Source organism: Desulfovibrio sp. SGI.230, assembly GCF_050313065.1.
Lineage (GTDB): Bacteria > Desulfobacterota > Desulfovibrionia > Desulfovibrionales > Desulfovibrionaceae > Desulfovibrio.
In genome coordinates, this window is record NZ_JBNPKS010000002.1 from 258,573 (window position 1) to 284,587 (window position 26,015).

Sequence of the window (26,015 nt, forward strand, 5' to 3'; positions counted from 1 at the left end):
CGACCGGCAGGAGAAGACCATGTTTGCCAACTGCTATAAAGGCCGCCGTGTGTTCATCACCGGCCATACCGGTTTCAAGGGCTCCTGGCTGGCCGCGTGGCTGAGCCAGATGAGCGCCACCGTCTGCGGCTTTGCCGACTGCGTGCCCACCAGCCCGTCCCATTTCGAGGCCATGCATCTGGAACAGCACGTGCAGGACATGCGCGGCGACATCCGCGACCGTGATGCCGTGATCCGCGCCATGAAGGATTTCCGCCCCGATGTGGTCTTCCATCTGGCCGCCCAGGCCCTGGTGCGCAAATCGTACGAAGACGCGCCCCTGACCTTCGAAGCCAACATGCTGGGCACCCTCAACATGCTGGAGGCCGTGCGCCAGTGCCCCAGCGTGGAAGCCGCGGTCTTCATCACCTCGGACAAGTGCTACCGCAACGACGAGTGGGTCTGGGGCTACCGCGAGACCGACCATCTGGGCGGCGACGACCCCTACTCCGCTTCCAAGGGCTGCGCCGAGATCATCGCCCATTCCTATTTCAAGAGCTTTTTCAAGGACGGCCCGGCCTGCGCCACCGTGCGTGCCGGCAACGTCATCGGCGGCGGTGACTGGGCCGCCGACCGCATCGTGCCCGACTGCGCCCGCGCCTGGGCCGCCGGTCAGGCCGTGCAGATCCGCAGCCCCTGGGCCACCCGCCCCTGGCAGCTGGTGCTGGAGCCCCTGTCCGGCTATCTGTGGCTGGGCGCCCATCTGCTGGGCGCGCGCAAGGGGCCCTTCGAGACCCGCGGCGAGGCCTACAACTTCGGCCCTGCCGCCAACGTCAACAATACCGTGGCGGAAGTGGTGGAGGCCCTGGCCCTGCACTGGCCCGGCTTCCGCAGCGAGATGGACAAGGCCGGACAGGCGGGCATGAAGGAATGCACCCTGCTCAAGCTCTGCTGCGACAAGGCCCTGGCCCATCTGGGCTGGAAAGCCACCCTGACCTTTGAGGAGACCATCCGCTTCACCGCCGAATGGTACCATCGTTTCTATCGCGGCGACGGCGCCAAGCAGGGCTCCATGCTGGACTTCAGCCTGGGCCAGATCGCGGCCTATGTGAACGCCGCCGAACAGCGCGAGCAGCTCTGGACGAAATAAGGCCGCCCGCCCGGTCTTCCGGGCGGGTCCGCCGTCCAGAAAGGACATCCCCATGGAACGTTCCGAACATCCGTGCCCGGACATGGGCATCGACGGTGTCAGCTTCCAGCCCCTGAAGGTCATCACTACCCCCGGCGGCCCGGTGATGCACATGCTGCGCCCCGACTCTCCCCTGCGCCCCCACGCCGAGACGGCGGACGGGGAACTGCATCTGGGCGAGGTCTATTTCTCCGAGGTCCTGCCCGGGGCCATCAAGGCCTGGAAACGCCACCGCCGCCAGACCCAGTACTACACCGTGCCCCACGGCCTGCTGAAACTCGTGCTCTATGACGCCCGCCCCGATTCGCCCACCTGCGGCGTGCTGCGGGAACTGTATCTGGGCCGCCCCGACCATTACGGCCTTTTGCGCATCCCCACGGGGGTCTGGTACGGCTTTACCGCCGCCACGGACGAACCGGCCCTGATCTGCAACTGCGCCGACCTGCCCCACGATCCCGAGGAAGGCGAACGCCTGCCCGCCGATACGAAGGACATCCCCTACAGCTGGGACTAGCAGGGATTTTTGAGGGGAGGGGGATCCATGCCTGCGCCAGGAGGGTGCTCCCTCCCCTCTTCACAAAACAGCCTTGTTCCGCAATAATAGTACGCTGGTCAGATATGACGACGAGGGCAACAGTACGCGGCCAACTCCCCCGCAACAGGCGGAGCTCCGGCGATGTGCCCTTTCTGCCTGCAACAAGGCCGTGTCTTACGGCGGCAGGCACCACCGGGAGACGCTCCCGCAACGTCTGCTCCCCTGCCCCGCACGGGAGCTGCCAGCCCCCGAGGTACCCATGACGACAGAAGAACTGCAAAAGATACTTCAGACCGAAGGTTACATCGCCCATGTGGATGATGACGGCGACCTGACCTTCAAGGCCCAGGGCCGCACCCTTTATATGACCCTTTCGGAAGACGATCCCACTTATCTCCGTATCTTCACGGACCTGACCGTCCCGGCCGACAAGGCTGACGAGCTCGCTGTACTCAGGGAGGGGAACCGCCTTGAATGCAAGCTGAAATGCGTGAAGTGCATGCTCCTCGACCAGGATGAGGAAAGATACTTCATCCGTGTCGCTATCGAGTGCTTCAGCGATACCGAGATCCTCGAGGAGGAGATCACGCGCTATATCGACATCGTATGTGCCGCCCATTTCGAGCTTGGGCAGACCCTGCTGATGTGACCTCTCTGACGTGATCCTTTCACTCCCATGACGTACGGCGGCTGGCAGGAAGACTGCCAGCCGCTTCCGGTCTGTATGACGGAAAAGGCACGACCTTCGACCGCACCGGCGAAGCTCCCCTTTTCCGGCCCGCATCACCCGGACATCAAAAAAGACGGACGGCCGCCAGTTGAGCGACCGTCCGTCCTTTCTTTGCAAATACCGTCTTTACGTAACGCCGGGGAACAGCATCATGTCCCAACCGTCCACGGCACGATGCTCCAGCCTCCCCGCCAAAGTGCACCGGGAAGGGAGCCGGGCCGGGAAAGGCCTTTCCTCAAGGCAGCCCGCAGGGCTGTGCCCGTTGGCGACGCCCAGCGCTGCGGCCCCGGCAACAGAGGCTGGCTATAGCCCGAAGAACCTTCGGGCATTGTCGCCGCAGAGCTGCCAGAGCTCTTCGGGCTCCATGCCGCGGGCGGCCGCCATATGGCGTACGGTGAAGACCGTGAAGGCAGGCTCGTTGCGCTTGCCGCGCCAGGGCACGGGCGAAAGGTAGGGGCTGTCGGTCTCCAGCAGCAGGCGGTCGTCAGGGATGGCGGCCAGGGCCTCGCGCACAGCCTTGTTGGCCGGGTAGCTGACCGGTCCGGGGATGGAGATGTGCCAGCCGTTGCGGATGATGCGCCGGGCCATGTCGGCATCGCCGCCAAAGCAGTGCCAGAGCAGCGGATAGCCGACAAAACCGCGGGCTTCGAGAGTCATGAGGGTCTCGGCCTCGGCGTTGCGGCAATGGATGACCACAGGCTTTTCCAGCTCGCGGGCCAGTTGCAGCTGATCGTGCAGGACCTGGTACTGGATCTCCTTGGGGCAGTCGTCCCAGTAGAAATCGAGCCCGATCTCGCCCACGGCGCGCAGGCGGTCATCCACGGCAAAGGCTTCACGGATGTCCGCAAGGACTTCGGGCGTGCACTGCTGTCCGTCACAGGGGTGGATGCCCAGCACGAAAAAGACCTCGGGATGTGCATCGAAATAGCCGCGGCGACGGCGCCAGCGGTCAGGATCGAGGAAGATGTTTCCGATGGTGGCCACACCTGCGGCACGGGCGCGGGCCAGCACCTCTTCGCGGTCGGCGTCGAATTCCTCGCCGTCCAGATGGGCGTGGCTGTCGCAGCCCACGCAGGGCAGGGCCTGGGTCAGGGGATCGATACGTTCAACTTTCTTGTGGCTCATGGCGGATCCGGGATGGAGAGGATGCGGGATGCGGGCAGCGCTGCCCCGTGGACGGGCACCGCCCCATCCCCGGCAGGGCGTCCGTCTGGCATGGCTTCTAGCAGGGGCAGACACGTGACGCAAGCCCCTGCCCCGCCGCGAAAAAGCCCCGTTTCAGGCATTGCCAGTCCCGGGACAAGGGCGTACACTCTCTGTGCCTATTGGTCATTTTACGTTGAGAGGCTATCATGCATTTGCGAAAACGGGTTCTTGTCACTGGTGGTTCGGGTTTTCTGGGCTCGCATCTGTGCGCGCGTCTGCTGGACGAGGGGCACGAAGTCCTGTGCGTGGACAATTTCTTTTCCAGCGCCCGCTCCAATGTGGAAGAGCTCATGGACAACAAGCGCTTCGAACTGCTGCGCCATGACGTGACCTTCCCCCTGTTCGTGGAAGTGGACGAGATCTACAACCTGGCCTGCCCGGCCTCGCCCGTCCACTACCAGCACGACCCCGTGCAGACCATCAAGACCTGCGTCCACGGTGCCATCAACATGCTGGGTCTGGCCAAGCGCCTGAAAGCGCGCATCTTCCAGGCCTCCACCAGCGAGGTCTACGGCGACCCCGACGTGCATCCGCAGCCCGAGAGCTACTGGGGCCATGTGAACCCCAACGGCATCCGCTCCTGCTATGACGAAGGCAAGCGCTGCGCCGAGGCCCTGTTCTTCTCCTACCGCCGCCAGAACAATGTGAACATCAAGGTGGGCCGTATCTTCAACACCTACGGTCCCAAGATGCATCCCAACGACGGCCGTGTGGTCTCCAACTTCATCGTGCAGGCCCTGAAGGGCGAACCCATCACCATCTACGGCGACGGCAGCCAGACCCGCTCCTTCTGCTATGTGGATGACCTGGTGGAATGCATGTGCCGCCTCATGGCCACGCCCGACGACTTCACCGGCCCCGTGAACATGGGCAATCCCGGCGAGTTCACCATCCGCGAGCTTGCCGAAAAGGTCATCGAACTCACCAACAGCAGCTCCAGGCTGATCTGCGAGCCCCTGCCCGGCGACGACCCCAAACAGCGCCGTCCCGACATCAGCCTGGCCCGCGAGGTCCTGGGCTGGGAGCCCAAGGTCCAGCTGGAAGAAGGCCTGAAAAAGACCATCGCCTATTTCGACGAGCAGATCCGCAAGGGTCTGGCCTAGATGTCCGTGTCCGGAACAGGGGATAGCGGCGAGCACGCAGCCGCCTTTGTGCATGCAGCGCGCCGCCGCCCCCGCTCCGGTCGAATTCATATATGGATGCGCCGCCCGGGGAAGGCGACGCAGGGGGATCCGTACCGGCCGGTACGGACGCGCAACCATAACCCTTGACGGACAGGGAGTCCGTCTGTCCGTCCGGCATGGGCGCTGCAAGTCTCCGGGGAAGGAGCGCTCGGACCATGCCGCCAGAAAAGTTTTCACAGATGCGGTCCTGCCCACGGCAGGGCCGCATCGTGTACTTTGACGGTCTGAATGTCGGAGTGTGCTCATGTTTCTGATTTTACTGGCTCTGTGTGTACTGGCGGTCAGCGCCGCCGGTCTGGGGCTGCTGGCCTTTGCCCGCCCCACGCCCGCCACGACCCGGCTGGCCGATCTGTTCGGCCCTCTGGGGGCCGCCTGCGGCTGTGCCCTGGGCATGGCGGGCCTGTTCACGGACAGCTGGACAGGCAGCCTGCTGTGGACCCAGGCCTGGGGCCTGCCTGTGGGCGGTCTGAGTCTGGGGCTGGACGCCCTTTCCCGCGTCTTCCTGCTGCCGGTCTTCGGCCTGGGCTTCGTCTGTGCCTGTGCCGGGGGCATCTCGCTGCGCCATACCCGCGCCAGCGAACATAACCTGGCCGCCCACTGGCTCTTCTATCTGCTGCTGGTGCTGGGCATGGCCGTTGTCATGATGGCCCGTGACGCCGTGCTCTTCCTGCTGGCCTGGGAAGTCATGTCCCTGTCGCCCTTCTTCCTCATCGACTTCAACGACAGCGACCGCAACGTGCGCGACGCCTCGTGGGTCTATCTGGTGGCCGCCCACCTGGGTGCCGTGCTGCTGCTGGCCTTCTTCGGCCTGCTCTGGCAGAACGCGGGCGATACGGCCTTTGCGACCCTGGCCCTCAAGGAAGGCCCCGTGGTGCCGCTGGCCTCGGTCCTGTTCGTGCTGTCCCTGCTGGGCTTCGGCGCCAAGGCCGGCATCGCGCCCATGCACGTCTGGCTGCCCGAGGCCCACCCGGCCGCGCCCAGCCACATCTCGGCCCTGCTCTCCGGCGCCATGATCAACGCCGGTCTGTACGGCATCATCCGCAGCTGCGAATTCGTGGCCCCCCTGAGCGCCGCCCCGGCCTGGTGGGGCTGGCTGACCCTGTTCCTGGGGCTGGGCACGGCGCTGATGGGCATCCTCAAGGCTCTGGCCCAGAGCAACCTCAAGCGCCTGCTGGCCTACTCCAGCGTGGAGAACATGGGCCTCATGCTCATGGGCGTGGGCGCCTGGCTCATCGGCAGCCACAGCGGCAACAGCTGGATCGGGACCCTGGGTCTGGCCGGTGCCATGTTCCACATGCTCAACCACTCGGCTTTCAAGGGCCTGCTCTTCCTCACCGCCGGTGAAGTGCTGCACGCCACCGGCACCGTGCGCATGGAACTGCTGGGCGGCCTGCAGCAGCGCATGCCCCTGGTGGGCGCGGCCTTCGGCATCGGCGCGGTCTCCATCGCCTGCTTCCCGCCCTTCAACGGCTTTGCCGGTGAGTTCGTACTGGCCCTTTCCCTGCTGGACGGCTCCAGCCTGCCCGGCGTGGAACAGCAGCTGGGTCTGCTCATGGCGCTGGTGGTGCTGGGCCTGGTCTCCGGGCTGGCCGCCGCCACCTATGCCAAGGCCTACGGCATCACCTTCCTGGGCGCGCCGCGCAGCCGCTGTGTGGAAGAGGCCCACCGCCCCCGTCCCCGCGATCTCTGGCCCCTGGCCATCCCGGCCTTCCTCTGCGTGGCCGGCGGCCTGGCTTCCGGCCACTGCTTCCGCTGGCTCATCAGCACGGTCAACGCGCCCCTGCCCGATCCGGTAGCCGGGCAGCAGGTCATGCTGCGTGTGGCCGACATGCTGGGCACGGTCTCGCTGGTGGGCATGGTGCTGCTGGCCTTGGTGGCCGCCCTGTGGCTGCTGCGCAAGGTCTGCATCGCCGGCCGCCTGCGCCGTGAGGAGACCTGGGGCTGCGGCTACCAGTACGGGACCCCGCGCGTGCAGTACACGGACGCTTCCTTCTCCGAGCCGCTGGGCCGCATCTTCGGCGGCGCCATGGGCCTGAAGGTGCATCAGGAGCTGGATGCCCATTACTTCCCCGGCAAGGCGTCCGTGGCCATCTCCGCCCCTGACCGTCTGCGTACGGGCCTGTTCACGCCGCTGTTCGAAGGCGTGGAAAAGCTCTGCAACATGTGCAAGATCCTGCAACACGGCAAGATCCATCTCTATATCCTTTACATCCTCGCCACGCTGGTGGCGTTGCTGGCCTGGGGGCTGCACGCATGAGCGATCTCGCCTTCTACTGTTTCCAGTATGCGCTGGCCCTGCTGCTGGCGCCGCTGCTGCCGGGCATCATAGCCCGTATCAAGGCCAAGGTGGCAGGCAGGCACGGCAAGCCTGTGCTGCAATTGTACTTCGACATCTTCAAGGGCCTGCGCAAGGGCGAGGTCATCAGCCAGGTGACCACGCCTGTCTTCACCCTAGGTCCGGTGGTGGGCCTGGCCACGGTGCTCTGCGCCCTTGCCCTGCTGCCCCTGGGCGGCATGGCCTCGCCGCTGCGTTTTTCCGGCGACTTTTTGCTGGCCGCCTACCTGCTGGGCCTGGGCCGCTTTTTGACCATGCTGGCCGCCCTGGATACCGGTTCGTCCTTTGAAGGCATGGGCGCCAGCCGCGAGGCCGCCTTCTCGGCCCTGTCCGAGCCGGTGCTCTTCCTCTGCCTGCTGACCCTGGTGGGCGTAGGTTCCACCCTGGGCATGCACGATGCGCTTTCCCTGTCCGGCATGCTGGGCGGCCGTCCGGCCCACGAATGGCTGCTGGGACGTGCCGAGCTGCTGCTGGTGCCGGTGGTCTTCTTCGTGCTGCTGCTGGTGGAGAACAGCCGCATCCCCGTGGATGACCCCACCACCCATCTGGAACTGACCATGATCCACGAGGTCATGATCCTGGACCACTCCGGCCCCAGTCTCTCCTTCATCGAGTACGGCGCGGCCCTCAAGCTGTGGTTCTTCGCGGCCCTGCCCGCGGGCATCCTGGTGCCCGACCTGCCCCTGTGGCAGCAGAGCCTGTGCTGGCTGGCCTGCATCTTTGCCGTGGCCGTGCTGGTGGGCATCGTGGAATCCGTCATGGCCCGTCTGCGCATGCAGAAGGTGCCCGTGCTGCTGGGCGGCGCGGCCGTGCTTTCGGCCCTGGCCCTGATCCTGACCCAGGTGAGGTAAATCATGAGCGCTCTTTTCCAGTTCTTCCTCTTCCTGCTGACGCTCAACAACCTGGCCCTGCTGGGCATGGGCCGCCTGCGCACGCTCATCAATCTGGTGACCGCGCAGGGCATCCTGCTGGGCGGCCTGCTGCTCATCCATGACCATGCCCTGCTGGCCGTGGCCGTGCTGCTCATCAAGGGCGGCCTGCTGCCCTGGCTGCTGCACCGCACCCGGCGCCAGATCGGTGCCAATCCGCACATCAAGCCCCGTCTGGGCTTTGGCCTGGCCGTGCTCACCGGTCTGGCCTGCCTGGTCTTCTCGCTCTGGCTGGAAGGCCGCCTGCCCATGACGCCCGGCCTTTTCCCGCCCCTGCTCCTGCCCGCCGGCCTGACCACGCTGTTCTGCGGCCTTCTGCTGGTGGTGGGCCGTGCCACGGCGCTCTCGCAGGTCATGGGCTATCTGGTGGCCGAAAACGGCATCTTCCTGCTGGGCATCCCGCTCATGACGGCCGGTGCCGTCTGGTTCGAGCTGACCCTGCTGCTGGATATCTTCGTGGCGGTCTTCGTCATGGGCATCGCCATCAACCACATCAGCCACACGTTCGAATCCATCGACGTGGGCTTCCACGACCTGCGCGACTAGGGGGCGACCATGCTGGAATGTCTGCTGTTTGCGCCCCTGTGCGCCGGACTGCTCATGCTGCTGCTGGGCAATACCACCGTCTGCCGCGGCCTGCTCTTGCTCACGGCCGTGCTGCACACGGCCCTTTCCGTCAAACTGGCTGCCGACGTGAGCGGCGGCCTGCATCCGCAGGCCCTGGCCGGTCTGCTGGCGCCTGACGCGCTGGGCACGCTCTTCCTCGTGCTGGCCAGCGTGCTCTTCCTGGTGGCCTCGGTCTACGGCGTGGGCTATCTGCGCGACGAGGCCCTGATCACCGAACGCACCAGCATCCTGGACGGCCGGGCCTTCACCAATGCTCCGGAACGCCGCTTCACGGCCTGCCTGTGCTTCTTCCTCTCGGCCATGACGCTGGTCACCACCACGCGCCATCTGGGCGCCCTGTGGGTGGGCATCGAGATCACCACCCTGTCCAGCGCGCCCCTGATCTACTTCCACCGCCACAAGCAGTCGCTGGAAGCCACCTGGAAATACCTCATCATCTGTTCCGTGGGCATCGCCCTGGCCCTGCTGGGCAACATCCTGCTTTCCGTGGCCTTCTACGAGCCCGGCGTGCCGCCGGTGGAGAGCATGGATCAGGTGGAGGCCTTCCGCCATCTGGCCCGGCAGCGCGCCGAAGCCCTGGCCGTGCTGGATGCGCCCCAGAGCGCGGCGACCTATCTGCCCTGGCTCAAGGCGGCCTTCATCTTCCTGCTGGTGGGCTACGGCACCAAAATGGGCCTGGCGCCCCTGCACAACTGGCTGCCCGACGCCCACAGCCAGGCCCCCTCGCTGGTCTCGGCCCTGCTGTCCGGCGCCCTGCTCAACTGTGCCTTCCTGGGCATCCTCCGCGGACATCAGATCATGCTGGGCGCGGGCCTGGGCGGGTTCAGCGGCACGCTGCTGGTCTTCTTCGGCCTGGTCTCCATGTTCGTGGCCGCCATCTTCATCGTGGGACAGGGCCACTACAAGCGCATGCTGGCCTACTCCAGCGTGGAGCACATGGGCATCCTGGCCCTGGCCGTGGGCCTGGGCGGCGCCGCGGCCTTCGGCGGCATGCTGCACGCCATGTGCCATTCGCTGACCAAGTGCATGCTCTTCCTGCTGGCCGGCAACATCCTGGCCCGCTACCACACCTATTCCAGCTACGACGTGCACGGCCTGCGCTGGACCATGCCCGTCACCGGCGCCCTGTGGATGGGCGGCTTCCTGGCCATCGTGGGCTCGCCGCCGTTCGGCCTGTTCGTCAGCGAGTTCCTGATCCTCAAGGGCATCCTGCAGCAGGGCCAGTGGCTGGTGGCCGCCCTGTACATGCTGGCCCTGGCCATCATCTTCGTGGGCATGTCCGTGGCCGTGCTGCGCATGTTCCAGGGCACCCGCCCCACCGACATGCCCGAGTGCCCGCGTGAGTCCGCCCTGAGCGTGCTGCCGCCCATGGCCCTGGGCCTGTGCGTGCTGCTGCTGGGTTTCTGGATGCCCGACGGCGTCGAAAAGCTGCTGCGCGCCAGCGCGGCCCTCATTGGAGGCTAGACCATGCGTTTTTCCTATGCTTCCCCGGCCAGACTGGCCGACATCCCCTGTCTTGACGCGGCCTCCCTGCGGGCCGCCATCCTGACGCAGGTGGCGCACGGCTGGCGCGTGCTGGCCTTCTTTGGCCTGCCCCGGGCCCTGTACGCCCAGGGCGAACTGGCGCTGGTGGCGGGCAATACGGCCGCCGCCGGCCTGTGCTGCGTCATGGCCCATGACCAGCGGCAGGAACTGTGGGCCTCCCGCTGCCTGCCGCTGGAACGCTATGCGTCCATGAGCCAGGAATGCCCGCAGCTCCAGCGCTTCGAGCGTGAAGTCTGCGAGGCCTGGGGCATCGTGCCCGAGGGCCACCCCTGGCTCAAGCCCGTGCGCTACACCACGCCCGCCTCGGGCGCGGAACGTCCCGGCCCGGCCCAGTGCGACCACTACCGCGTGGAAGGCGGCCAGGTCCACGAAGTGGCCGTGGGCCCCGTGCATGCGGGCATCATCGAACCCGGTCACTTCCGCTTCCAGTGCTACGGCGAGAACGTGCTCAATCTGGAGATCAGCCTGGGCTTCCAGCACCGCGGCGTGGAAAAGATGCTGGCCGGCGGCCCGCACCTGCGTGATGCCGCGCTCATGGAATGCGTGGCCGGGGACACCAGCGTGGGCCACTGCACGGCCTACAGCGTGGTGCTGGAGCGTCTGGCGGGCGTCAGCGTACCGCTGCGCGCCCAGCTGCTGCGGCGCATGGGCCTGGAGTTCGAACGCCTGGCCAACCACACCGGCGACCTGGGCGCCATCGCGGGCGATACGGGCTTTTTGCCCACCTCGTCCTGGAACGGCCGCATCCGCGGCGACTTCCTCAACATGACCGCCGAGATCTGCGGCAACCGCTTCGGGCGCGGCCTGGTCTGCCCCGGCGGCGTCAACTGGGATCTGGACCCCGCTGCCTGCCGCGGCCTGCTGGATCGCCTGCGTGCGGGCTGGCGTGACGTCAAGGGCGCCGTGGACGTGATGTTCGCCTCGCCCAGCGTGCTGGACCGTCTGACCGGCACGGGCTGTGTCAGCCTGCGCACCGCCGAGGACTTCGGCATGGTGGGCGTGGCCGCGCGTGCCTGCGGCCTGCCGCGCGATGCCCGGCGCCATGCGCCCCTTTCCCGCCTGCCGCTGGAAGATACCGACATCCGTACCGCCCAGGGCGGCGACGTGCTGGGCCGCGCCACGGTGCGCCGTCTGGAAGTGGCCGATTCCGTGCGTCTGGTGGAAGCCGACCTCCAGCATCTGGCCCGTCTGGGCGAGGAGGAGAAGCTCCGCGAGGGCGAAAGCGATACCGCCCTCTGGCGTGCGCCCATGCCCGATACCCTGCCCGGCGGCATGCTGGCCGTGGCCCAGGTGGAAGGCTGGCGCGGCGAGCTGTGCCATGTGGCCGTCACGGATGCGGAAGGCCGCTTCGGCGTCTACAAGATCTATGATCCTTCGTGGCACAACTGGAGCGGTCTGGAGATGGCCCTGCGCGGCGAACAGATCTCCGACTTCCCGCTCTGCAACAAGAGCTTCAACCTTTCCTATTGCGGCCACGACCTGTAGGCAGGAGGACTGACATGCTGGACATCTTCAAGGAACGCCTGCACCAGAAATACAGGACGCTGGATTTCCCCCGCAAGGCGCCGGGCCTTTCGCCCCGCTACATGGGTCGCCCCGAGATCGCGGCCGGGGACTGCGGCTCCTGCCGCGCCTGCCTCGACGTCTGCCCCACCGGGGCCCTGCGCAAGCTCTCGCCCGCCGAACCCGGCCCCGCCGGAGAGACCGGCGGCATCGCCCTGGATATGGGGCGCTGCCTGTTCTGCGGTGCCTGTGCCCGCGCCTGCACCGCGGCACGCGGCGAGGGCCTGATCCGCTTCACCAAGGACTATCGCGTGGCCGCCTTTGCCCGTGAGGACCTCATCGTCACGGCCCAGCCCCGGCCCCTGCACAAGCCCAGGGCCTGCAACGGCCTGTTCTCCCGCTCGCTCAAGCTGCGCGAGATCAGCGCCGCTGGCTGCAACGCCTGTGAAGCCGACACCAACGTGCTGGGCACCCTGGTCTACGACCTGGGCAAGTTCGGCATCAACTTCGTGGCCTCGCCCCGTCATGCCGACGGCATCCTGGTCACCGGCCCCGTGAGCCGCAACATGCGCGAAGCCGTGCTGGCCACCTGGGCCGCCGTGCCCGAGCCGCGCATCGCCATCGCCGTGGGCTCCTGCGCCATCTCCGGCGGCCTCTTCGCCGACAGCGACGAATGCTGCGGCGGTCTGCCGCCCCTGTGCGACGTGCAGCTCTTCGTGCCCGGCTGCCCGCCCAGCCCCTGGAGCATCCTCGACGGCCTGCTGCGCCTCAAGTCGGAAAAAGACGTGCTGTAAAGATAGGTGAGGGGAGGGGGACCCCCTCTGCTGACGCGAGAGGGGGGCTCCCTCCCCTCAAACTCCCCTCCCCCTCCCCAGCGCGTTTTATCCTGTTCTGACAGATAGATAAAAGACGTGCTTTTTCCCCGGCCCCTTGCCGTCAGCTCTGCCCTTGATGCCCGTAGATTCCTTCGTCGCAACGGGCACGCCCCTTGCGGGCCGCCATTCGAGCGAGCCTCTTTTCACTGCTAAAAACGCAGCCACCACTTTCGCAAGTCCCTCCTCCCGCCCCTGGTATGCCTATCACGGACAGGCATGTCTTCTATCCCGTTCTGTCTAAAAGCCATCTGCGTCCTGCCTTGAATAACGGCATCCTCTCCGCATACGCTCTACGCATCCCCCACCCAACCAGCGGCCGTTCTGCCATCACTGCAACTTTTCTTCCCCATCCATTGAGCGCGCCGATCGGGCGGCGTACGCCGAAGGCGTCGTGCCGCCCTTGCCCCGGCGCGCCCGCGCAGTACCGGGGACCGAGGCGGGGCAGGGGGTGCAGGGGGCCTGGGGCTGCCCAAGCCCCGGCCCCTTGCCGCTCGCCGCGCAGGCAGACCAGCCCGGATGTCGGGCAACGGCCGCTCATCGTGCGGCAGCCCTCCGCGTCACGCGGCTCTATCCCGGCACGGCGCAGCGTCCATCCTTCTCCTGCCGCAGCGGCGAACCTCTTTTACGTTGCCTTCCCCCCGGGCCGGTGGCATACTGCCGCCATGTCCATCTTCACCACATCCACTCCCGTCATCGGCACGCCGGAAAACGGCGAATGGCCTCTGGTGCACCCGCTGGCCTGCCTGCCCGAACCGGCCCTGGAGTCCCCCACGCAGGGCAGCATCCCCGACGATGCCGCCTGCATGGCCCTTTGGGACAAATATGGCATGCTGGACAATATCCGCGCCCATTCGCGCATGGTGGCCCATATCGCCACCGAGCTGGCCCAGCGGGCCCGCGCGGCCGGGTTCCCGGTCAATGTGGCCGCTGTGCGCGCCAGCGCCATGCTGCACGACATCGCCAAGACCTACAGCGTCCTGCACGGCGGCAGCCATGCCCAGCTGGGGGCCAGCTGGGTGGTGGCCGAGACCCGCAACCATGCCTTGGCGCAGGGCGTGCTGCTGCACGTCCACTGGCCCTGGGCCGTCCCGGAGCAGGAGCCCGAACGCCTGTTCTCCATCCCGTTTTTCGTGATCTACGCTGACAAGCGGGTCAAGCACGACCAGTGCGTGCCCCTGCGCCAGCGCTATGAAGACCTGCTGGTGCGTTACGGCCATACGGAAAAGGCCCGCAAGGGCATCCGCCTTTCGTGGCAGCAGGGCGAATGTATCGAACGCGCCTTCGAGGCGCATCTGGGGTATGCCATCCATGAAGATTCTTTTGATAGCGGGCGGCTGGTCCAGCGAGCGTGAGGTCTCCCTGACCGGTGCCCGCGGCATGCAGGAAGCCCTGCTCAAACGCGGTCACGCCGTGACCTTCTTCGACCTGCTGGAAAATTTCGACGAGCTGCTGGAGACCGCCCGGCAGCATGACTTTGCCCTCATCAACCTGCACGGTTCGCCGGGCGAGGACGGTCTGGTGCAGGCCATGCTGGAAAAGGCCGGCTGTCCCTACCAGGGCTCCGGGCCTTCCGGTTCCTTCCTGGCCCTGAACAAGGCCGCCGCCAAGCAGATCTTCCGCATGGCCGGCCTGCCCACGGCCGACTGGGAATTCCTGCCCGTGCGTCCCGCCGAAGGCTGGGAACCGCGCCTGCCCTGGCCGCTCTTCGTCAAGACCACCACGGGCGGTTCTTCCCTGCGTCTGGGCCGTGCCACCAACCGGCAGGAACTGGATGCCCTCATGGACGAGATCTTCGCCGCCGGTGAAGGTGTGCTCATCGAACCCCAGCTGCCCGGCAAGGAGATCACCTGCGGCATCCTGGGCGAGGAAGCCATGCCGCCCATCCTCATCGAGCCCGTGGCGGGCGACTACTTCGACTACGAGAGCAAGTACGCCAGCGGCGGCGCGCGCGAGCTCTGCCCCGCGCCCGTTTCCCCGGCCGTCACCGCCGAGGTGCAGCGCCTGGCCCTGGCCGCCCACAAGGCCCTGGGCCTCAAGGGCTACAGCCGCGCCGACTTCATCCTCGGCCCCGACGACAGCCTGCACCTGCTGGAGGTCAACACCCTGCCCGGCATGACGCCCACCAGCCTCGTGCCGCAGGAGGCCGCTCAGCTGGGCATGGATTTTGGCCAGCTGCTGGAAAAACTCATCGAGCTGGGCATGGAACAGCACGCCAAAGCCTGAGCCCTGCCCCTTCCGTTTGCCTTCAGGCGCGCTGTCCCCGGGCAGCGCGCTTTTTCGTTTCCGGCCCGTGCCGGGAGCGGCCCCGTTCTGAGCGCCCCGGCGCATGTCTGCCCAAGGAGGCAGCCCCATGAATCCCACTTTTGCCGCCCACGCGGCCGCCATCCTGACCATCCTCATCTGGGGCGCCACCTTCACCTCCACCAAGGTGCTGCTGCAGGCCTTTGCGCCCATCGAGATCCTTTTCCTGCGCTTTTTGCTGGGGGCCTGTGCCCTGTTGCTGGCCTGCCCCCGCCTGCTGCATGTGCGTGACCGGCGCCGGGAAGTGACCTTTGCCCTGGCGGGCCTGTGCGGCGTGACCCTCTACTTTTTGCTGGAGAACATCGCCCTGAGCTACAGCACGGCGTCCAACGTGGGCGTGCTGGTGGGCATATCGCCCTTTTTGACGGCCCTGCTGGCCCGCATCGTCCTGGGCGAGAGCCTGCATCCCGGCTTTTTCGTGGGCTTCGTCTGCGCCATGTCCGGCATCGTCTGCATCGCCGTCAACAGCAATGCCGTGCTCCGGCTCAACCCGCTGGGCGATGTCCTGGCCCTGCTGGCGGCCCTGACCTGGGCCTTCTATTCCATCCTGACCCGCAAGATAGGCGACTACGGTTACAATACCTTGCAGGTGACGCGCCGCATCTTCTGCTGGGGCCTGCTCTTCATGCTGCCAACCCTGCCGCTGTCCGGATTCCGCTGGGGGCTGGAGCGTCTGGCGCAGCCCGAGATGCTGGCCAACCTGCTCTTCCTCGGCCTGGGGGCCTCGGCCCTGTGCTTCGCCACCTGGAATTTCACCATCCGCATCCTGGGCGCCATCAAGACCAGCGTCTATATCTACGCCGTGCCCGTGGTCTCGGTCATCACCGCCACCCTTTTGCTGGGCGAGCGCCTGACCGGCCTGGCCCTTACCGGCATGGCCCTCATCATCCTCGGTCTGGTCATCTCCGAAGGCCGCCTGCCCCTGCGCCGCAAAAAAGCCTGACCGCAGCCGGGCCGCGCCCCGAGATACCCCCCTGCCCCGGAACAGCCAAAAGCCCCGCGCCGTCATGACGACAGCACGGGGCTTTTCAGCAACGGGCCCGCAGGGCGGTATCCGCTTAGTTCCAGATCAGATGCAGCAACCAGTAGGAACAGAAGCCCACGGTGGCCGCAGCGGGCAGAGTCAGCACCCAGGCCGTGACCAACTGTCCGGCCACGGTCCAGCGCACGGCGGAAAGGCGCTTGGTGGACCCCACACCGAAGATGCAGGCCGAGATGGTGTGCGTGGTGCTCACGGGAGCGCCCAGCACGGATGCCCCGGAGATGACCAGAGCGGCCGAGGTCTCGGCGGCAAAGCCGTGCACGGGCTCCAGCTTGAAGATGCGGTGGCCCATGGTCTTGACGATCTTCCAGCCGCCGATGGCCGTACCGGCGGCCATGGCCATGGCGCAGGCCAGCTTGACCCACAGGGGCACGGCCACTTCGTCGATCTCGCCGAAAATGAACAGGGCCAGGGTGATGATGCCCATGGTCTTCTGGGCGTCATTGAGGCCGTGGCTGGTGGCCATGAATGCCGCGGACACCAGCTGCATCTTGCGGAAGATGCGGTTGACCTTGCTGCGCATGACCCGCGCGAAGATCCAGTAGATGAGCCACATGATGAGGAAGCCCACCCCAAAGCCCGCCAGCGGCGAGAGCACCAGCGGCAGCAGCACCTTGTTGACGATACCGGCGAAATTGAGGGCATCTGGCCCGGCATGGGCCAGGGCAGCACCCACCAGGCCGCCGATGAGCGCATGGGAGGACGACGAGGGGATGCCGAAATACCAGGTGAGGCAGTTCCAGAAGATGGCGCCCAGCAGGGCCGCCAGCACGAGGATATGGCTGCCCTGGACCACTTCGGGCAGGACAAGTCCCGCCCCGAGGGTCTTGGCCACCTCGGTGCCCAGCAGGGCCCCGGCCAGGTTGAGGGCGGCCGCCATGCCCACGGCAAAGCGGGGCGTCACCACCTTGGTGGAGACCACGGTGGCGATGGCATTGGCGCAGTCATGCGCGCCGTTGGTAAAGTCGAATACCAGGGCGACAAGGACGATCAGAATGAGCAGGAGAGGGATCTCAAACATTCTTCAGCACCGCTTCTTCGATGGTTTCAGCCAGATTATTGACGTTTTCCAGAAGCATGCTGATGCGGTCGTAAGCCTGGCTCCACTTCATGATGTTCATGAGCCGGGCGGGGGTGATCTCCTGCTGGTCGTCCATGAGCTCGGCCAGTCCCACGGCCAGCAGCATGTCGCACTCGCCGCGCAGGTAGCGGAAGGCGCGCGTCTTGTGGCAGTCCTCACGCCGAGTCAGGCCGTCCAGCATCTCGCCGGTCAGCTCCAGCATGGAGCAGATGGTGCGCACCAGCTGCACGGCGGGGAAGCGCATGGTGGGGAACTCGAAGATGTGCAGACGGGTGCTCAGGGTGTGCAGGCCGTCCAGAGCCTCTTCCTGTTCCTGGTTGATGCGCAGGATGTCCTCACGGTCGATGGGCGTGATGAAGGTCTGCGACAGGTCGCGGATGATGCGCACATGGAGTTTGTCCGCCTCTTCCTCGATCAGGGCGATCTCCTTGTGGGCCTCGTCCATCTTGGACAGGTCCTCCAGCATGGCGAGCAACAGTCGCGACATGTGGCGCAAATGGCTGTTTTGCTCCAGCAGCATTTCAAAGAACGGAGCGGACTTGGGAAGCAGGGATGCGAACATGCGCCCTCCTCTTGATGTGAAAGATCCCTGGACGGGGTCCCCTGCCCCTGCGGCAAACGGCCGAAAGGGATGTATTACCGGGATCCCCTGACTTCATTCCTTATCGTGTACGCCCGGTATGCGTGTTTCCGGGCGGGTACCGCCTTTTGTTACAATAGATAATGATATCTGTTTATTATCTTTGCAGAGATTATACGGTGTCCATGAAATCGTTTTCAAGCCATTTCCGGCCTGCGGCTGCGATTTCCCCTTCCGGCAGCCAGTCAGGCGGCAGCAGCCAGCGGGCCTCCGGCAGATGCAAGGCGCCGTGATGCAGAAAAAAATATCCCTGCCCGTCTTCTGAGGACTGCGGCAGGGAGGAAGCATACAGGCCATCCAGCCACAAGGCATGGCCCAGAGCGGCGGCATGGGCCCGGATCTGGTGCCGGGCGCCCCGATGGATGGTACAGCCCGCCAGGGTCAGACTGTCGGGCAAAGAGGGGACGGACAAAGAAAAGCGCCGGCACAGTTCGCGGGCGAAAGCACGGCAGGACTCGCCCTGCCAGCGGTACAGGGGCCGGAACCAGGTCCAGCGGGTGGCATCAGCGGTCTCGGCATCCAGCACACGGACCACACGGCGCTGCGCCATATCCAGGGCCCGGCGCACGCAGGCCTCCTGCTCCAGACAACCGGACAGCAGGGCCAGATAGCCTTTGCAGCACCGCCCCCCGGCTTCGGCCTGACGAAAATCCTGCACCGTGGCGTCCAGGCCGTCCGCATCATCCGCCACGGCGGCACAGACGATGCCCGACGTCCGGGCATCCAGGCGTTGCAGCAGGGCCCAGGCCGGAGGGACGGCGCCCTCGGGCCACAGCGAAGGGATGGCGGCCTCAAGGCTGCGGCCGCTGCCCCCGGCCAGACTGACGCTGTGCCAGCCTGCGGGTTTGAACAAAGCCTGCCAGCGCCCCTGACGGGAAAGCGCACGTGGAGCTTCTCCACCGGCAGCAGGATCAGGAAAAACTTCCGGGAGAGCCGGGGAAAGGCTGATACTGTCGCCCTGACGGACACGGTAGGCGGCGGAGGCCTGACGGCCGTTGACCCGCACCCGCCCTTCTTCCAGCAGGCGCCGACGGCCGCGCAGGCCGGGCACAGGCTGGCCCAAGGCTTCCAGTACCACGGCCAGGGCCGCGTCCAGCCGCTGGCCGGCAAGAGCGGCATCGGCCACATGACAGTCTTGGTGCAGGGCGTCCATCAGGCATCCTCTTCCGGGATCGCGGCCGTCCCCGCTTCCGGGGCACGCTCACGGGCGCGCAGCTCTTCCACCAGTTCCAGCAGGGCCACGGAGGCCCGTTCGGAATCGTGATGCTGCGGATCGTCGGGGCAGACCATCTCCCTGTCCACCACCTCGATGCCGCGCCGCTCCAGCTCCTTCCATTCGATGCCGCCGGGATAGCGGCCGTGGCGGCTGTCCAGCAGCACGGCATGCAGCAGGTCGCCGGGGCCCGCCTGCGGCGCGTCCTGCTGCAGGTGACGCAGCAGCATGTCCACCTGGGCGGTGAGGGTCAGGCCCTGGGCCTCGGTATCCTTGCCGGAATTGGGGATGTAGATCTTGGGGCAGCGCGCTGCGGCCACGGCACGGCCCACGCCGTCGGGCAGCAGATTGGAGAGCACGCTGGTGTAGAAACTGCCCATGGGATAGCAGATGGCCCCGGCGCTTTGCAGATAGGTGGCCGCCGTGGCCGACAGGGGCGGACGGCAGGGCGTGAGGGCCGTGGAAGTGCGCCCCGGTTCGTGGACCGTGAGGTAGAGGCGCCGTACCGGCTGGGTCAGGCGACAGAAATGGTGCTGCCCCACCAGGACGGAGCCGTCGGCCAGCTCGGCAGCCAGATGCAAACAGGCATTGACGATGGGCAGGACCACGCCGCGCACCTGCAAAAGACGGCTGAACAGGCTCAGCACCGGCGTGAAATTGCGCTGAAAATGCAGATAGCCCCCGGCAAGCAGCAGATTGCCCATGCTGGCTTTCTGGGGGCGGAAATCATCGGGCATGCGCTCCAGGAAATAGCCCAGATGCACCCGCATCACATCGGCCATGACCGACGGCAGGGGACGCCAGCAGGGATGCCCGGCGCTGCCCATGGCGCGCAGACGGGCGCGCAGGGCCTCGGAATCTCCCTCCGCGGGCAGGCGCATCTCCCAGAAGTCCAGTACACTCTGCGGGATCATGCTGTCTGCCAGGGCGGCCAGACGATTGCGGATGTCCCCCACGGCGGGCAGGGCAAAAGCTTCGCGCAGGGCGGCGGAACTGCCGCCCGAATCGAAGGGCGTCACCAGATGGACGGAATTGTGGGTGTAACGGGTAAGACTGCGACTCAGGCCCCTGAGGGCCGTACCGCCGGTGAAGAAGACCAGCCGGGGACCAAGGGCGGGCAGGAGGACGCTCACGCCGCTTCTCCGGTCATGCCCAGTTCGCGCATCCTGAGGTAGATGGCGCGGCCGATCCAGGCATCGGTGGCAGCGTAGATGACCTGGCGCTTGCTCAGCTCCATGACGCTCCAGTTGGAACACTGGGGCCCCTTGGAGATGCGCTGCCCGAACAGGTTGGCGGCCAGGGTGCGCAGGCCCTGCGTGGTCAGCTGATGGGCCCGGGCCACCATGCCCAGATCCACCATGCCCGCAGGCTTGAAAGGATACAGACGGGCCAGCTCGCGCATGTCGTCGCCGATGGCCACCCCGGCCTTGATGACCGCGGGGTCGGCCAGCAGGCCCGCCAGTTCGGGCCCGAAAGGCCACCAGGAAAGCTGCACCAGATACACGGCCCGGGCCGTGGCCAGCTGCACCAGGGAAGGGGTGTTGACCCGGCCCTTACGGAAGGAAGGACGGGTCTCGGTGTCGAAGCCCAGCACCTGTTCCTGCTGCAGATCCGGCAGGGCTTTTTCCCAGTCTTCCAGGCTGCGCACCAGATGGATGGGCCCTTCGTAATGGCACAGGGGCAGGGCGTTGATTTCGTCGCTGCTCAGGCGGCGACGCAGACTTTCCAGATTCATGCCGTTCGGGGGTTTGTGTCCTAAGGGAGGTACCGCGTACCTGCGGTACGCGCATACCTGCCCCTTATAACACAAATCACTTGCCGATGCAAAAGCTTGAAAAGACGCGATTCAAGACCTCTTCCGGGCTGTCCAGACCGGTGACCTCGCCCAGCAGGGCCGCCGCGGCGTCCAGACGGACGGAACAGCAGTCATAAGGACTGCCTGCGGCGATGTCCGCCAGCAGGGCGTCCAGCTCGTGCAGGGCACGTTCCAGCACCAGCGACTGGCGGGCGTTGGGGGCCAGCCCGTCGGAGGGCGGCGTATGGCTGCCGTCGTCCAGCAGCAGGGCCCGCAGACGGCGGGCCAGGGTATCCACGTTGTGGCCGGTGCTGGCGCTGATGCGCACGCAGGGACGGCCATGGCCCCAGACAGGCGGCCAGACGGCGGGCTCCGCCAGGTCCACCTTGTTCCAGACCAGCAGCACGGGGATGTCGCCGGCCTGTTCCAGCACTTCGCGCACGGCCTCGTCGGGACAGATGTCGGCAGCGGCCCCGGCAGGGCCCAGACGGCCGCCGTCCACCAGCAGCAGGATGGCGTCGGCCTGACGCACCTTCTGGCGGCTCAGGGCCACGCCCATCTCTTCCACGCTCTCGTCGGTCTCGCGCAGGCCCGCCGTATCGGTCAGGCGCACGGGCAGGCCGTCCAGCTGGCAGCTTTCCTCAAGGAAATCGCGCGTGGTGCCGGGGATGTCCGTGACCAGGGCGCGGTTGCGGCCCAGCAGGGCATTGAGCAGACTGGACTTGCCCGCATTGACGGCACCGGCCAGAACCACCACGGCGCCCTGCTGCATGACCTGCGCACGGCGCTGGCCGGTCAGCAGACCGCGCACGGCGGCGGCCACGTCCTCCACAACGGCGGCGAAGGCTTCGGGGGCGAGGCATTCCACCTCTTCGTCGGGAAAATCCACGGCCAGGCTCATCTGCACGCGCAGCTCTTCCAGACGCCGGCGCAGGGCCATGACCTTGCGGCCCAGCAGGCCGTCCAGACGGTTGAGGCTGTAGCGCAGGGCCTCGCGCGAAGGCGCGGCGATGAGTTCGGCCACGGCCTCGGCCTGGCTCAGGTCCATGCGGCCGTTGACGAAGGCCCGGCGCGAGAACTCGCCCCGCTCCGCGGCCCGTGCCCCCAGACGCAGGGCCGTCTCCAGGATGGCCTGCACGATGAAGGGGCCGCCGTGGCAATGGATCTCGGCCACGTCTTCCCCGGTGAAAGTGCGCGGACCGGGCATGAACACGGCCAGTACATCATCCAGCGGCGCGCCTTCATGGTCCAGGGCGCGCCCGCGGTGCAGCACCCAGGGCCGGAAGCCCGAGAACTTTGCCGACGCGGGGCTGAACATGCGGGAAAGGATCTCCCGGGACTGCGGCCCGGAGATGCGGACGATGCCGATGCCCCCCGCACCGGGAGCCGTGGCTATGGCGGCGATGGTAGGCATCAGGAACGCTCGGGACGGCGGCGCATGATGACGACCCGCTTCATGGGACCATCACCGGAACTGCGGGTCTGCACTTCCTCGGCATCCTGCAGGCAAAGATGCACGATGCGGCGATGATAGGAGCTGAGCGGACGGGTGGAATAGGAGCGGCCGGTCTGGCGCACCTTTTCGGCCAGGGCCAGGGCCATCTCGCGCAGCTTCTCGTCCTGGCGCTGGCGGTAGCGCCCGGCATCCAGCTGCACGCGCACGGCGGCGTTCATGCCGCGCGAGACCACGCGCGAAGCCAGATACTGCAGGGAGGCCAGGGTCTGGCCCTCGCGCCCGATGAGCAGGCCGGAATCTTCCTCACAGTCCACGGCCACGCGCACACGGCCGTCGGCCACGGTCACTTCCAGCGTCACTTCCTCGCCCACGATGGGGCGGACGAGCTGGCGCACGGCTTCCTTGGTCAGGGCTTCGAGACGCTGGGGGTCCAGTTCCTCCACAGGGGTGAAGGGCAGGCTCTCCTCCACTTCGTCCAGCACGTCTTCGGTGTTCTCCACAGGCGCGGGCACGGCCGGGGCCTGCGGACGCTGGCGACGGCGGCCTTCGCCCTCACCGCGCACGGAAGGACGGGGACGGGCACGGCGGCCCTCGCCGCGGCGGTTGCCGGCTTCAGGAGCCGCATTTTCGGCAGGGGCTTCCTCGGCCGGGGCTTCGGCCGCAGCGGCGGCACGGGCCTGGTCACGGCCACGACCGCGGCCACGGGGCTGGCGGGCGTTCTCGGCGGGTTTTTCCTGCCGTTCGGCCTTTTCGCTCTTCTCAGCCTTCTCGTCCTTGCGGGCGGGCCGTTCTTCAGCAGGAGCGGCCTTCTTGCGCGCCTCTTCCGGGGCGGGCGCGGCCGGAGCGGCCACGCTTTCCTCGCGGGCGGCAGGGGACACCTTTTCGGCAGGGCGACGGGGCGCTTCCTCACGGCCCAGGGACGGCCGTTCCAGCCGGACATCGCAGCGCTTCTTGCCGAGGACGCTTTCCACGGCTTCGCGCAGAGCGGCACGGCGCGCACGGATCTTGGCCTTGCGGGCCCCCACGATACCAAAAATGCCGCTCTTGGCGTCCTGAACTATCTCAATCTCCAGCTTTTCGCGGGCGGCATTGTAATAGCTGCAGGCCTCCTGAATGGCGGCATCCAGATTCTTACCCTGAAACTCTTTGAATCCGTCCATAAACTCTCCCAAAAGGGGCGGCAGCGGGGAGACCCCGCTGCCACCACATATGGACTCTTTTCCGTGTCGCAAGACCGCTCACGCGGTCATGGGCCGTGACCCTACTGGGCCAGCAGCTTGCTTCTGCGGCCCATCCGCCACTGCTGGGCAATGGACAGGATGTTGTTGACCAGCCAGTACACCACCAGACCGGAGGGGAAGCTCAGGAACAGGGCGGTGAAGACGATGGGCAGGAACATCATGATCTTCTGCTGCGTGGGATCGGTGGCCGGCGGGCTCATCTTCTGCTGCAGGAACATGGTGATGCCCATGATGATGGGCGTGATGTAATAGGGGTCCTTAGAGGACAGGTCAGCCAGCCAGATCAGGTCCGTGCCGGGCAGATAGGTGATGAAGGGCGCGTGACGCAGCTCGATGGAGGTCAGCAGCGCCTGATACAGACCGAAGAACACGGGCAGCTGCACCAGGATGGGCACACAGCCGCTGGCGGGGTTGACGCCGTAGGTCTTGTACAGGGCCATGACTTCCTTGTTCATGGCTTCCTTGTCGTCCTTATACTTTTCGCGGATGTTGGCCATCATGGGCTGGAGCTTCTTCATCTTTTCCATGGAAGAGTAGCTCTTGGCCGTCAGGGGCCAGAACACGGCCTTGATGACGATAGTCAGCATGATGATGGAAAGGCCCCAGTTGTGGGTGTACTGCTGGAAGAATTCCAGCAGCCACAGCAGGCCCTTGGCGATGATGCTGAACATGCCCAGGTCCACGCTGAGGGCCAGCTGGTCGGACACGGCGGCCAGCATCTTGCGCTCCTTGGGACCCATCCAGTAGGAAACTTCGAGGGTGGTCTCCTGGCCGGGGGCCACCACCACTTCCTTGGGCTCCAGGGCCACGCGGTAGACGCTGCCCTGCATGCGGCCCACCATGCGGGCCTCATCGGCGTCACCGGGCATGACGGCGGACAGGAAGTAGGTGCTCATGGGGCCGGCCCAGTAGAGCTTGCCGCTGGCTTCCACGCCTTCCTTGGTCAGCTTGTCGGTGGAGGTCTCTTCGCCCAGCGAACCGCCGTTGTCCCAGGCCACGCGCATGGCGTCGTAGTTGGTGTTGGCGGCATTGCTGGTGTCGGCGGCCACGGTGTAGCGCACGCGCACGCTGCGGGTGTCGGCGCCCAGGGTGGCCAGGCTCACCTTTTCGGAGATCAGGTAATTTTCGGAATTGAAGGTCAGTTCACGGGTCACGCGCAGGTTGTCGACCTCGCCCACCAGGCGGACGACGCCCTTGCCGCCTTCAGCCACGGTCACACCGCTGTCGGACTCCAGGGCCCACTTGCCGGTGCTCCACGAAGGCTGACCGTTGATGACCAGACCCAGAGGCGCCACAGCGGCGGTCTGGGGATCCACCATATTGATGCGGGGAGAATCCTCGTCCAGGCCGGAGGTGTACTTTTTGAGCTCGAAGGAGCGCAGCACACCGCCGCCGGAATGCAGCACGGCCTTGTACAGGGGGGCGTCCACCGTCACGTCCACGCCGGGGGCGGGAGTGAAGGCAGGCAGGGGCTCGGCCTGGGCCTTCTGCTTGGCTTCGGCTTCAGCCTGGGCCTTCTGGGCCTGCTCGGCCTGGGCAGCCTCCATCTTGGCTATCTCGGCCGGATCGGGTTTGACCACCCAACCCATATAGTCGGCCAGATAGCTCCAGCCGACGACCACGAGCAGACACAGGACAATTGCCATGATAAGATTTTTGCCGTCTTGCATGCGGGGAGGTACTCCATGAAGCAGAGACTACGGGTGACGCCGCGCAGGGGGCACGGGATCATATCCCGAGCCGCCCCAGGGATGGCAGCGGGCCAGACGACGCAAGGCCAGCCAGCCGCCGCGCAATACGCCGTGGGTCATGATGGCTTCCAGGGCGTAGGCGGAACATGTGGGGTAAAAACGACAGGCAGGGGGCAGGACCGGAGAGATGAACAGCTGGTAGAAGCGGATGGGCAGGACGAAGAGACGGCGCAGCATGGCTAGTCCCTGTTCCGGCCACCGTTGTTCCTGGCCGGGTGCAGGCCCGGCAGGCGCTGCAGCAGCGGCAGCAGCTGGGCGTTGACGCGGTCCTGGCTCAGGTCCGCCGCGCCGGTGTGCTTTTTGGCCACAGCGACGATATCCAGATGTTCGGGCAAAAGTGCCCGGTGCAGGCGAAAGAATTCCCGCAGCAGACGTTTGACCCGGTTGCGCGTGACCGCTTTGCCCACCTTGCGGGATACAGCCATGCCCATACGCGTACAGGCCCCGTTTTCGCGGGGCCGTACAAAAACAAGGAAATGCTCCGTATGGTAACGCCTGCCCCGCTCGTAGCACGCGGAATACTCCGCTTGTTTGCGGATGCGGCTCTGGCGGGGCAGAAAAAGGCGTTCGGCCATGATGGCTCGCTTCTGGGATCGCGGGGCGCAGCCCCCAATCGACTAGGCGCTCAGATGCTTGCGACCCTTGGCGCGACGACGGCGCAGGATGGCGCGGCCGCTGGGGGTGGCCATGCGGGCGCGGAAACCGTGGGTGCGGGCTCTTCTGACTTTACTGGGCTGGTATGTTCTCTTCATTGCTCTAGCTCCTTGCGTGTGGCTGCGGCGACGGACAGCAGGCCAAGTGGCCCGGCGCGAGTTTTGCGCGACATAAGCGGGAAGGCTTGCCCGTGCCCGCAGCACT

At 66.3% G+C, this 26,015-nt stretch carries 25 protein-coding genes; 13 read left to right on the forward strand and 12 right to left on the reverse strand.

Translation table 11 applies throughout. The annotated features are described in order from the left end of the window. The first annotated feature begins 19 nt into the window (after nucleotides 1–19). The 3 genes from rfbG to ACQRAG_RS03185 all read left to right on the forward strand — a co-directional run bounded on the left by rfbG (nucleotide 20) and on the right by ACQRAG_RS03185 (nucleotide 2,352). Nucleotides 20–1,129, forward strand: a complete 1,110-nt coding sequence (gene rfbG / locus ACQRAG_RS03175) for a CDP-glucose 4,6-dehydratase (RefSeq protein WP_427803825.1) — start codon at nucleotides 20–22, stop codon at nucleotides 1,127–1,129. A gap of 82 nt (nucleotides 1,130–1,211) precedes the next feature. Then, nucleotides 1,212–1,682 carry a dTDP-4-dehydrorhamnose 3,5-epimerase family protein gene (locus ACQRAG_RS03180; protein WP_168935556.1) on the forward strand — a complete coding sequence of 157 codons (471 nt, stop codon included), beginning with the start codon at nucleotides 1,212–1,214 and terminating at the stop codon, nucleotides 1,680–1,682. Nucleotides 1,683–1,962: 280 nt separating this feature from the next. Continuing rightward, nucleotides 1,963–2,352: a YbjN domain-containing protein gene (locus tag ACQRAG_RS03185; protein WP_168935545.1), complete on the forward strand. Its 390-nt coding sequence runs from the start codon at nucleotides 1,963–1,965 to the stop codon at nucleotides 2,350–2,352. 384 nt (nucleotides 2,353–2,736) lie between these two features. Here the strand turns inward: ACQRAG_RS03185 and ACQRAG_RS03190 are convergent, their stop codons facing one another. Beyond that, on the reverse strand, nucleotides 2,737–3,558 hold the full coding sequence (locus tag ACQRAG_RS03190; RefSeq protein ID WP_427803824.1) for a TatD family hydrolase: 822 nt from the start codon (nucleotides 3,556–3,558) through the stop codon (nucleotides 2,737–2,739). 227 nt (nucleotides 3,559–3,785) lie between these two features. On the opposite strand from ACQRAG_RS03190, the gene ACQRAG_RS03195 reads away from it, so the two are divergent. The 10 genes from ACQRAG_RS03195 to ACQRAG_RS03240 all read left to right on the forward strand — a co-directional run bounded on the left by ACQRAG_RS03195 (nucleotide 3,786) and on the right by ACQRAG_RS03240 (nucleotide 15,881). After that, entirely contained in the window at nucleotides 3,786–4,742 is a 957-nt protein-coding gene (locus tag ACQRAG_RS03195; RefSeq protein ID WP_168935547.1) for a UDP-glucuronic acid decarboxylase family protein, read from the forward strand. Between the two features lie 325 nt (nucleotides 4,743–5,067). Beyond that, nucleotides 5,068–7,080, forward strand: coding sequence for a proton-conducting transporter membrane subunit (locus ACQRAG_RS03200; RefSeq protein ID WP_302261119.1), 2,013 nt, complete (start codon nucleotides 5,068–5,070; stop codon nucleotides 7,078–7,080). Beyond that, entirely contained in the window at nucleotides 7,077–8,009 is a 933-nt protein-coding gene (locus ACQRAG_RS03205) for a respiratory chain complex I subunit 1 family protein (protein WP_006008038.1), read from the forward strand. The genes ACQRAG_RS03200 and ACQRAG_RS03205 overlap by 4 nt, the downstream gene beginning before the upstream one ends. Nucleotides 8,010–8,012: 3 nt before the next feature. Further along, on the forward strand, nucleotides 8,013–8,633 hold the full coding sequence (locus ACQRAG_RS03210) for a hydrogenase-4 component E (RefSeq protein WP_168935549.1): 621 nt from the start codon (nucleotides 8,013–8,015) through the stop codon (nucleotides 8,631–8,633). A gap of 9 nt (nucleotides 8,634–8,642) precedes the next feature. Further along, nucleotides 8,643–10,178 (forward strand): proton-conducting transporter membrane subunit, encoded by a 1,536-nt coding sequence (locus ACQRAG_RS03215; protein WP_168935550.1) that lies wholly within the window; start codon nucleotides 8,643–8,645, stop codon nucleotides 10,176–10,178. A 3-nt stretch (nucleotides 10,179–10,181) separates the two neighbouring features. Then, nucleotides 10,182–11,744 (forward strand): hydrogenase, encoded by a 1,563-nt coding sequence (locus ACQRAG_RS03220; protein WP_204625601.1) that lies wholly within the window; start codon nucleotides 10,182–10,184, stop codon nucleotides 11,742–11,744. Nucleotides 11,745–11,758: 14 nt separating this feature from the next. Continuing rightward, nucleotides 11,759–12,556, forward strand: a complete 798-nt coding sequence (locus ACQRAG_RS03225) for a 4Fe-4S dicluster domain-containing protein (protein WP_204675274.1) — start codon at nucleotides 11,759–11,761, stop codon at nucleotides 12,554–12,556. Between the two features lie 743 nt (nucleotides 12,557–13,299). Next, nucleotides 13,300–13,989: an HD domain-containing protein gene (locus tag ACQRAG_RS03230; RefSeq protein ID WP_204625860.1), complete on the forward strand. Its 690-nt coding sequence runs from the start codon at nucleotides 13,300–13,302 to the stop codon at nucleotides 13,987–13,989. After that, nucleotides 13,946–14,860: a D-alanine--D-alanine ligase family protein gene (locus ACQRAG_RS03235; RefSeq protein WP_168935652.1), complete on the forward strand. Its 915-nt coding sequence runs from the start codon at nucleotides 13,946–13,948 to the stop codon at nucleotides 14,858–14,860. Before ACQRAG_RS03230 ends, ACQRAG_RS03235 begins: the two co-directional genes overlap by 44 nt. 127 nt (nucleotides 14,861–14,987) lie before the next feature. Next, a complete protein-coding gene (locus tag ACQRAG_RS03240) occupies nucleotides 14,988–15,881 on the forward strand; it encodes a DMT family transporter (RefSeq protein WP_289616739.1) in 894 nt (297 codons plus the stop codon). Nucleotides 15,882–15,996: 115 nt separating this feature from the next. Here ACQRAG_RS03240 and ACQRAG_RS03245 read toward each other — a convergent pair whose 3' ends face one another. The 11 genes from ACQRAG_RS03245 to rpmH all read right to left on the reverse strand — a co-directional run bounded on the left by ACQRAG_RS03245 (nucleotide 15,997) and on the right by rpmH (nucleotide 25,909). After that, nucleotides 15,997–17,001 carry an inorganic phosphate transporter gene (locus ACQRAG_RS03245; RefSeq protein ID WP_168935650.1) on the reverse strand — a complete coding sequence of 335 codons (1,005 nt, stop codon included), beginning with the start codon at nucleotides 16,999–17,001 and terminating at the stop codon, nucleotides 15,997–15,999. Then, nucleotides 16,994–17,623 carry a DUF47 domain-containing protein gene (locus ACQRAG_RS03250; RefSeq protein ID WP_204625862.1) on the reverse strand — a complete coding sequence of 210 codons (630 nt, stop codon included), beginning with the start codon at nucleotides 17,621–17,623 and terminating at the stop codon, nucleotides 16,994–16,996. The genes ACQRAG_RS03245 and ACQRAG_RS03250 overlap by 8 nt, the downstream gene beginning before the upstream one ends. Before the next feature lie 190 nt (nucleotides 17,624–17,813). Beyond that, entirely contained in the window at nucleotides 17,814–18,854 is a 1,041-nt protein-coding gene (locus tag ACQRAG_RS03255) for an RNA pseudouridine synthase (RefSeq protein ID WP_427803823.1), read from the reverse strand. Beyond that, nucleotides 18,854–20,047 carry a GAK system CofD-like protein gene (locus ACQRAG_RS03260; RefSeq protein WP_304037760.1) on the reverse strand — a complete coding sequence of 398 codons (1,194 nt, stop codon included), beginning with the start codon at nucleotides 20,045–20,047 and terminating at the stop codon, nucleotides 18,854–18,856. The genes ACQRAG_RS03255 and ACQRAG_RS03260 overlap by 1 nt, the downstream gene beginning before the upstream one ends. Next, on the reverse strand, nucleotides 20,044–20,649 hold the full coding sequence (locus tag ACQRAG_RS03265) for a 3'-5' exonuclease (protein WP_006008009.1): 606 nt from the start codon (nucleotides 20,647–20,649) through the stop codon (nucleotides 20,044–20,046). Before ACQRAG_RS03265 ends, ACQRAG_RS03260 begins: the two co-directional genes overlap by 4 nt. A gap of 76 nt (nucleotides 20,650–20,725) precedes the next feature. Beyond that, nucleotides 20,726–22,123: a tRNA uridine-5-carboxymethylaminomethyl(34) synthesis GTPase MnmE gene (gene mnmE / locus ACQRAG_RS03270; RefSeq protein ID WP_168935645.1), complete on the reverse strand. Its 1,398-nt coding sequence runs from the start codon at nucleotides 22,121–22,123 to the stop codon at nucleotides 20,726–20,728. Further along, on the reverse strand, nucleotides 22,123–23,325 hold the full coding sequence (locus ACQRAG_RS03275) for a protein jag (protein ID WP_427803822.1): 1,203 nt from the start codon (nucleotides 23,323–23,325) through the stop codon (nucleotides 22,123–22,125). Before ACQRAG_RS03275 ends, mnmE begins: the two co-directional genes overlap by 1 nt. Before the next feature lie 101 nt (nucleotides 23,326–23,426). Beyond that, a complete protein-coding gene (yidC, locus tag ACQRAG_RS03280) occupies nucleotides 23,427–25,076 on the reverse strand; it encodes a membrane protein insertase YidC (protein WP_297137693.1) in 1,650 nt (549 codons plus the stop codon). 27 nt (nucleotides 25,077–25,103) lie between these two features. After that, nucleotides 25,104–25,334, reverse strand: a complete 231-nt coding sequence (yidD, locus tag ACQRAG_RS03285; RefSeq protein ID WP_006007998.1) for a membrane protein insertion efficiency factor YidD — start codon at nucleotides 25,332–25,334, stop codon at nucleotides 25,104–25,106. Nucleotides 25,335–25,336: 2 nt separating this feature from the next. After that, nucleotides 25,337–25,732, reverse strand: coding sequence for a ribonuclease P protein component (gene rnpA, locus ACQRAG_RS03290; protein WP_168935642.1), 396 nt, complete (start codon nucleotides 25,730–25,732; stop codon nucleotides 25,337–25,339). Nucleotides 25,733–25,774: 42 nt separating this feature from the next. Next, nucleotides 25,775–25,909: a 50S ribosomal protein L34 gene (rpmH, locus tag ACQRAG_RS03295; protein ID WP_006007995.1), complete on the reverse strand. Its 135-nt coding sequence runs from the start codon at nucleotides 25,907–25,909 to the stop codon at nucleotides 25,775–25,777. Nucleotides 25,910–26,015: the final 106 nt, after the last annotated feature.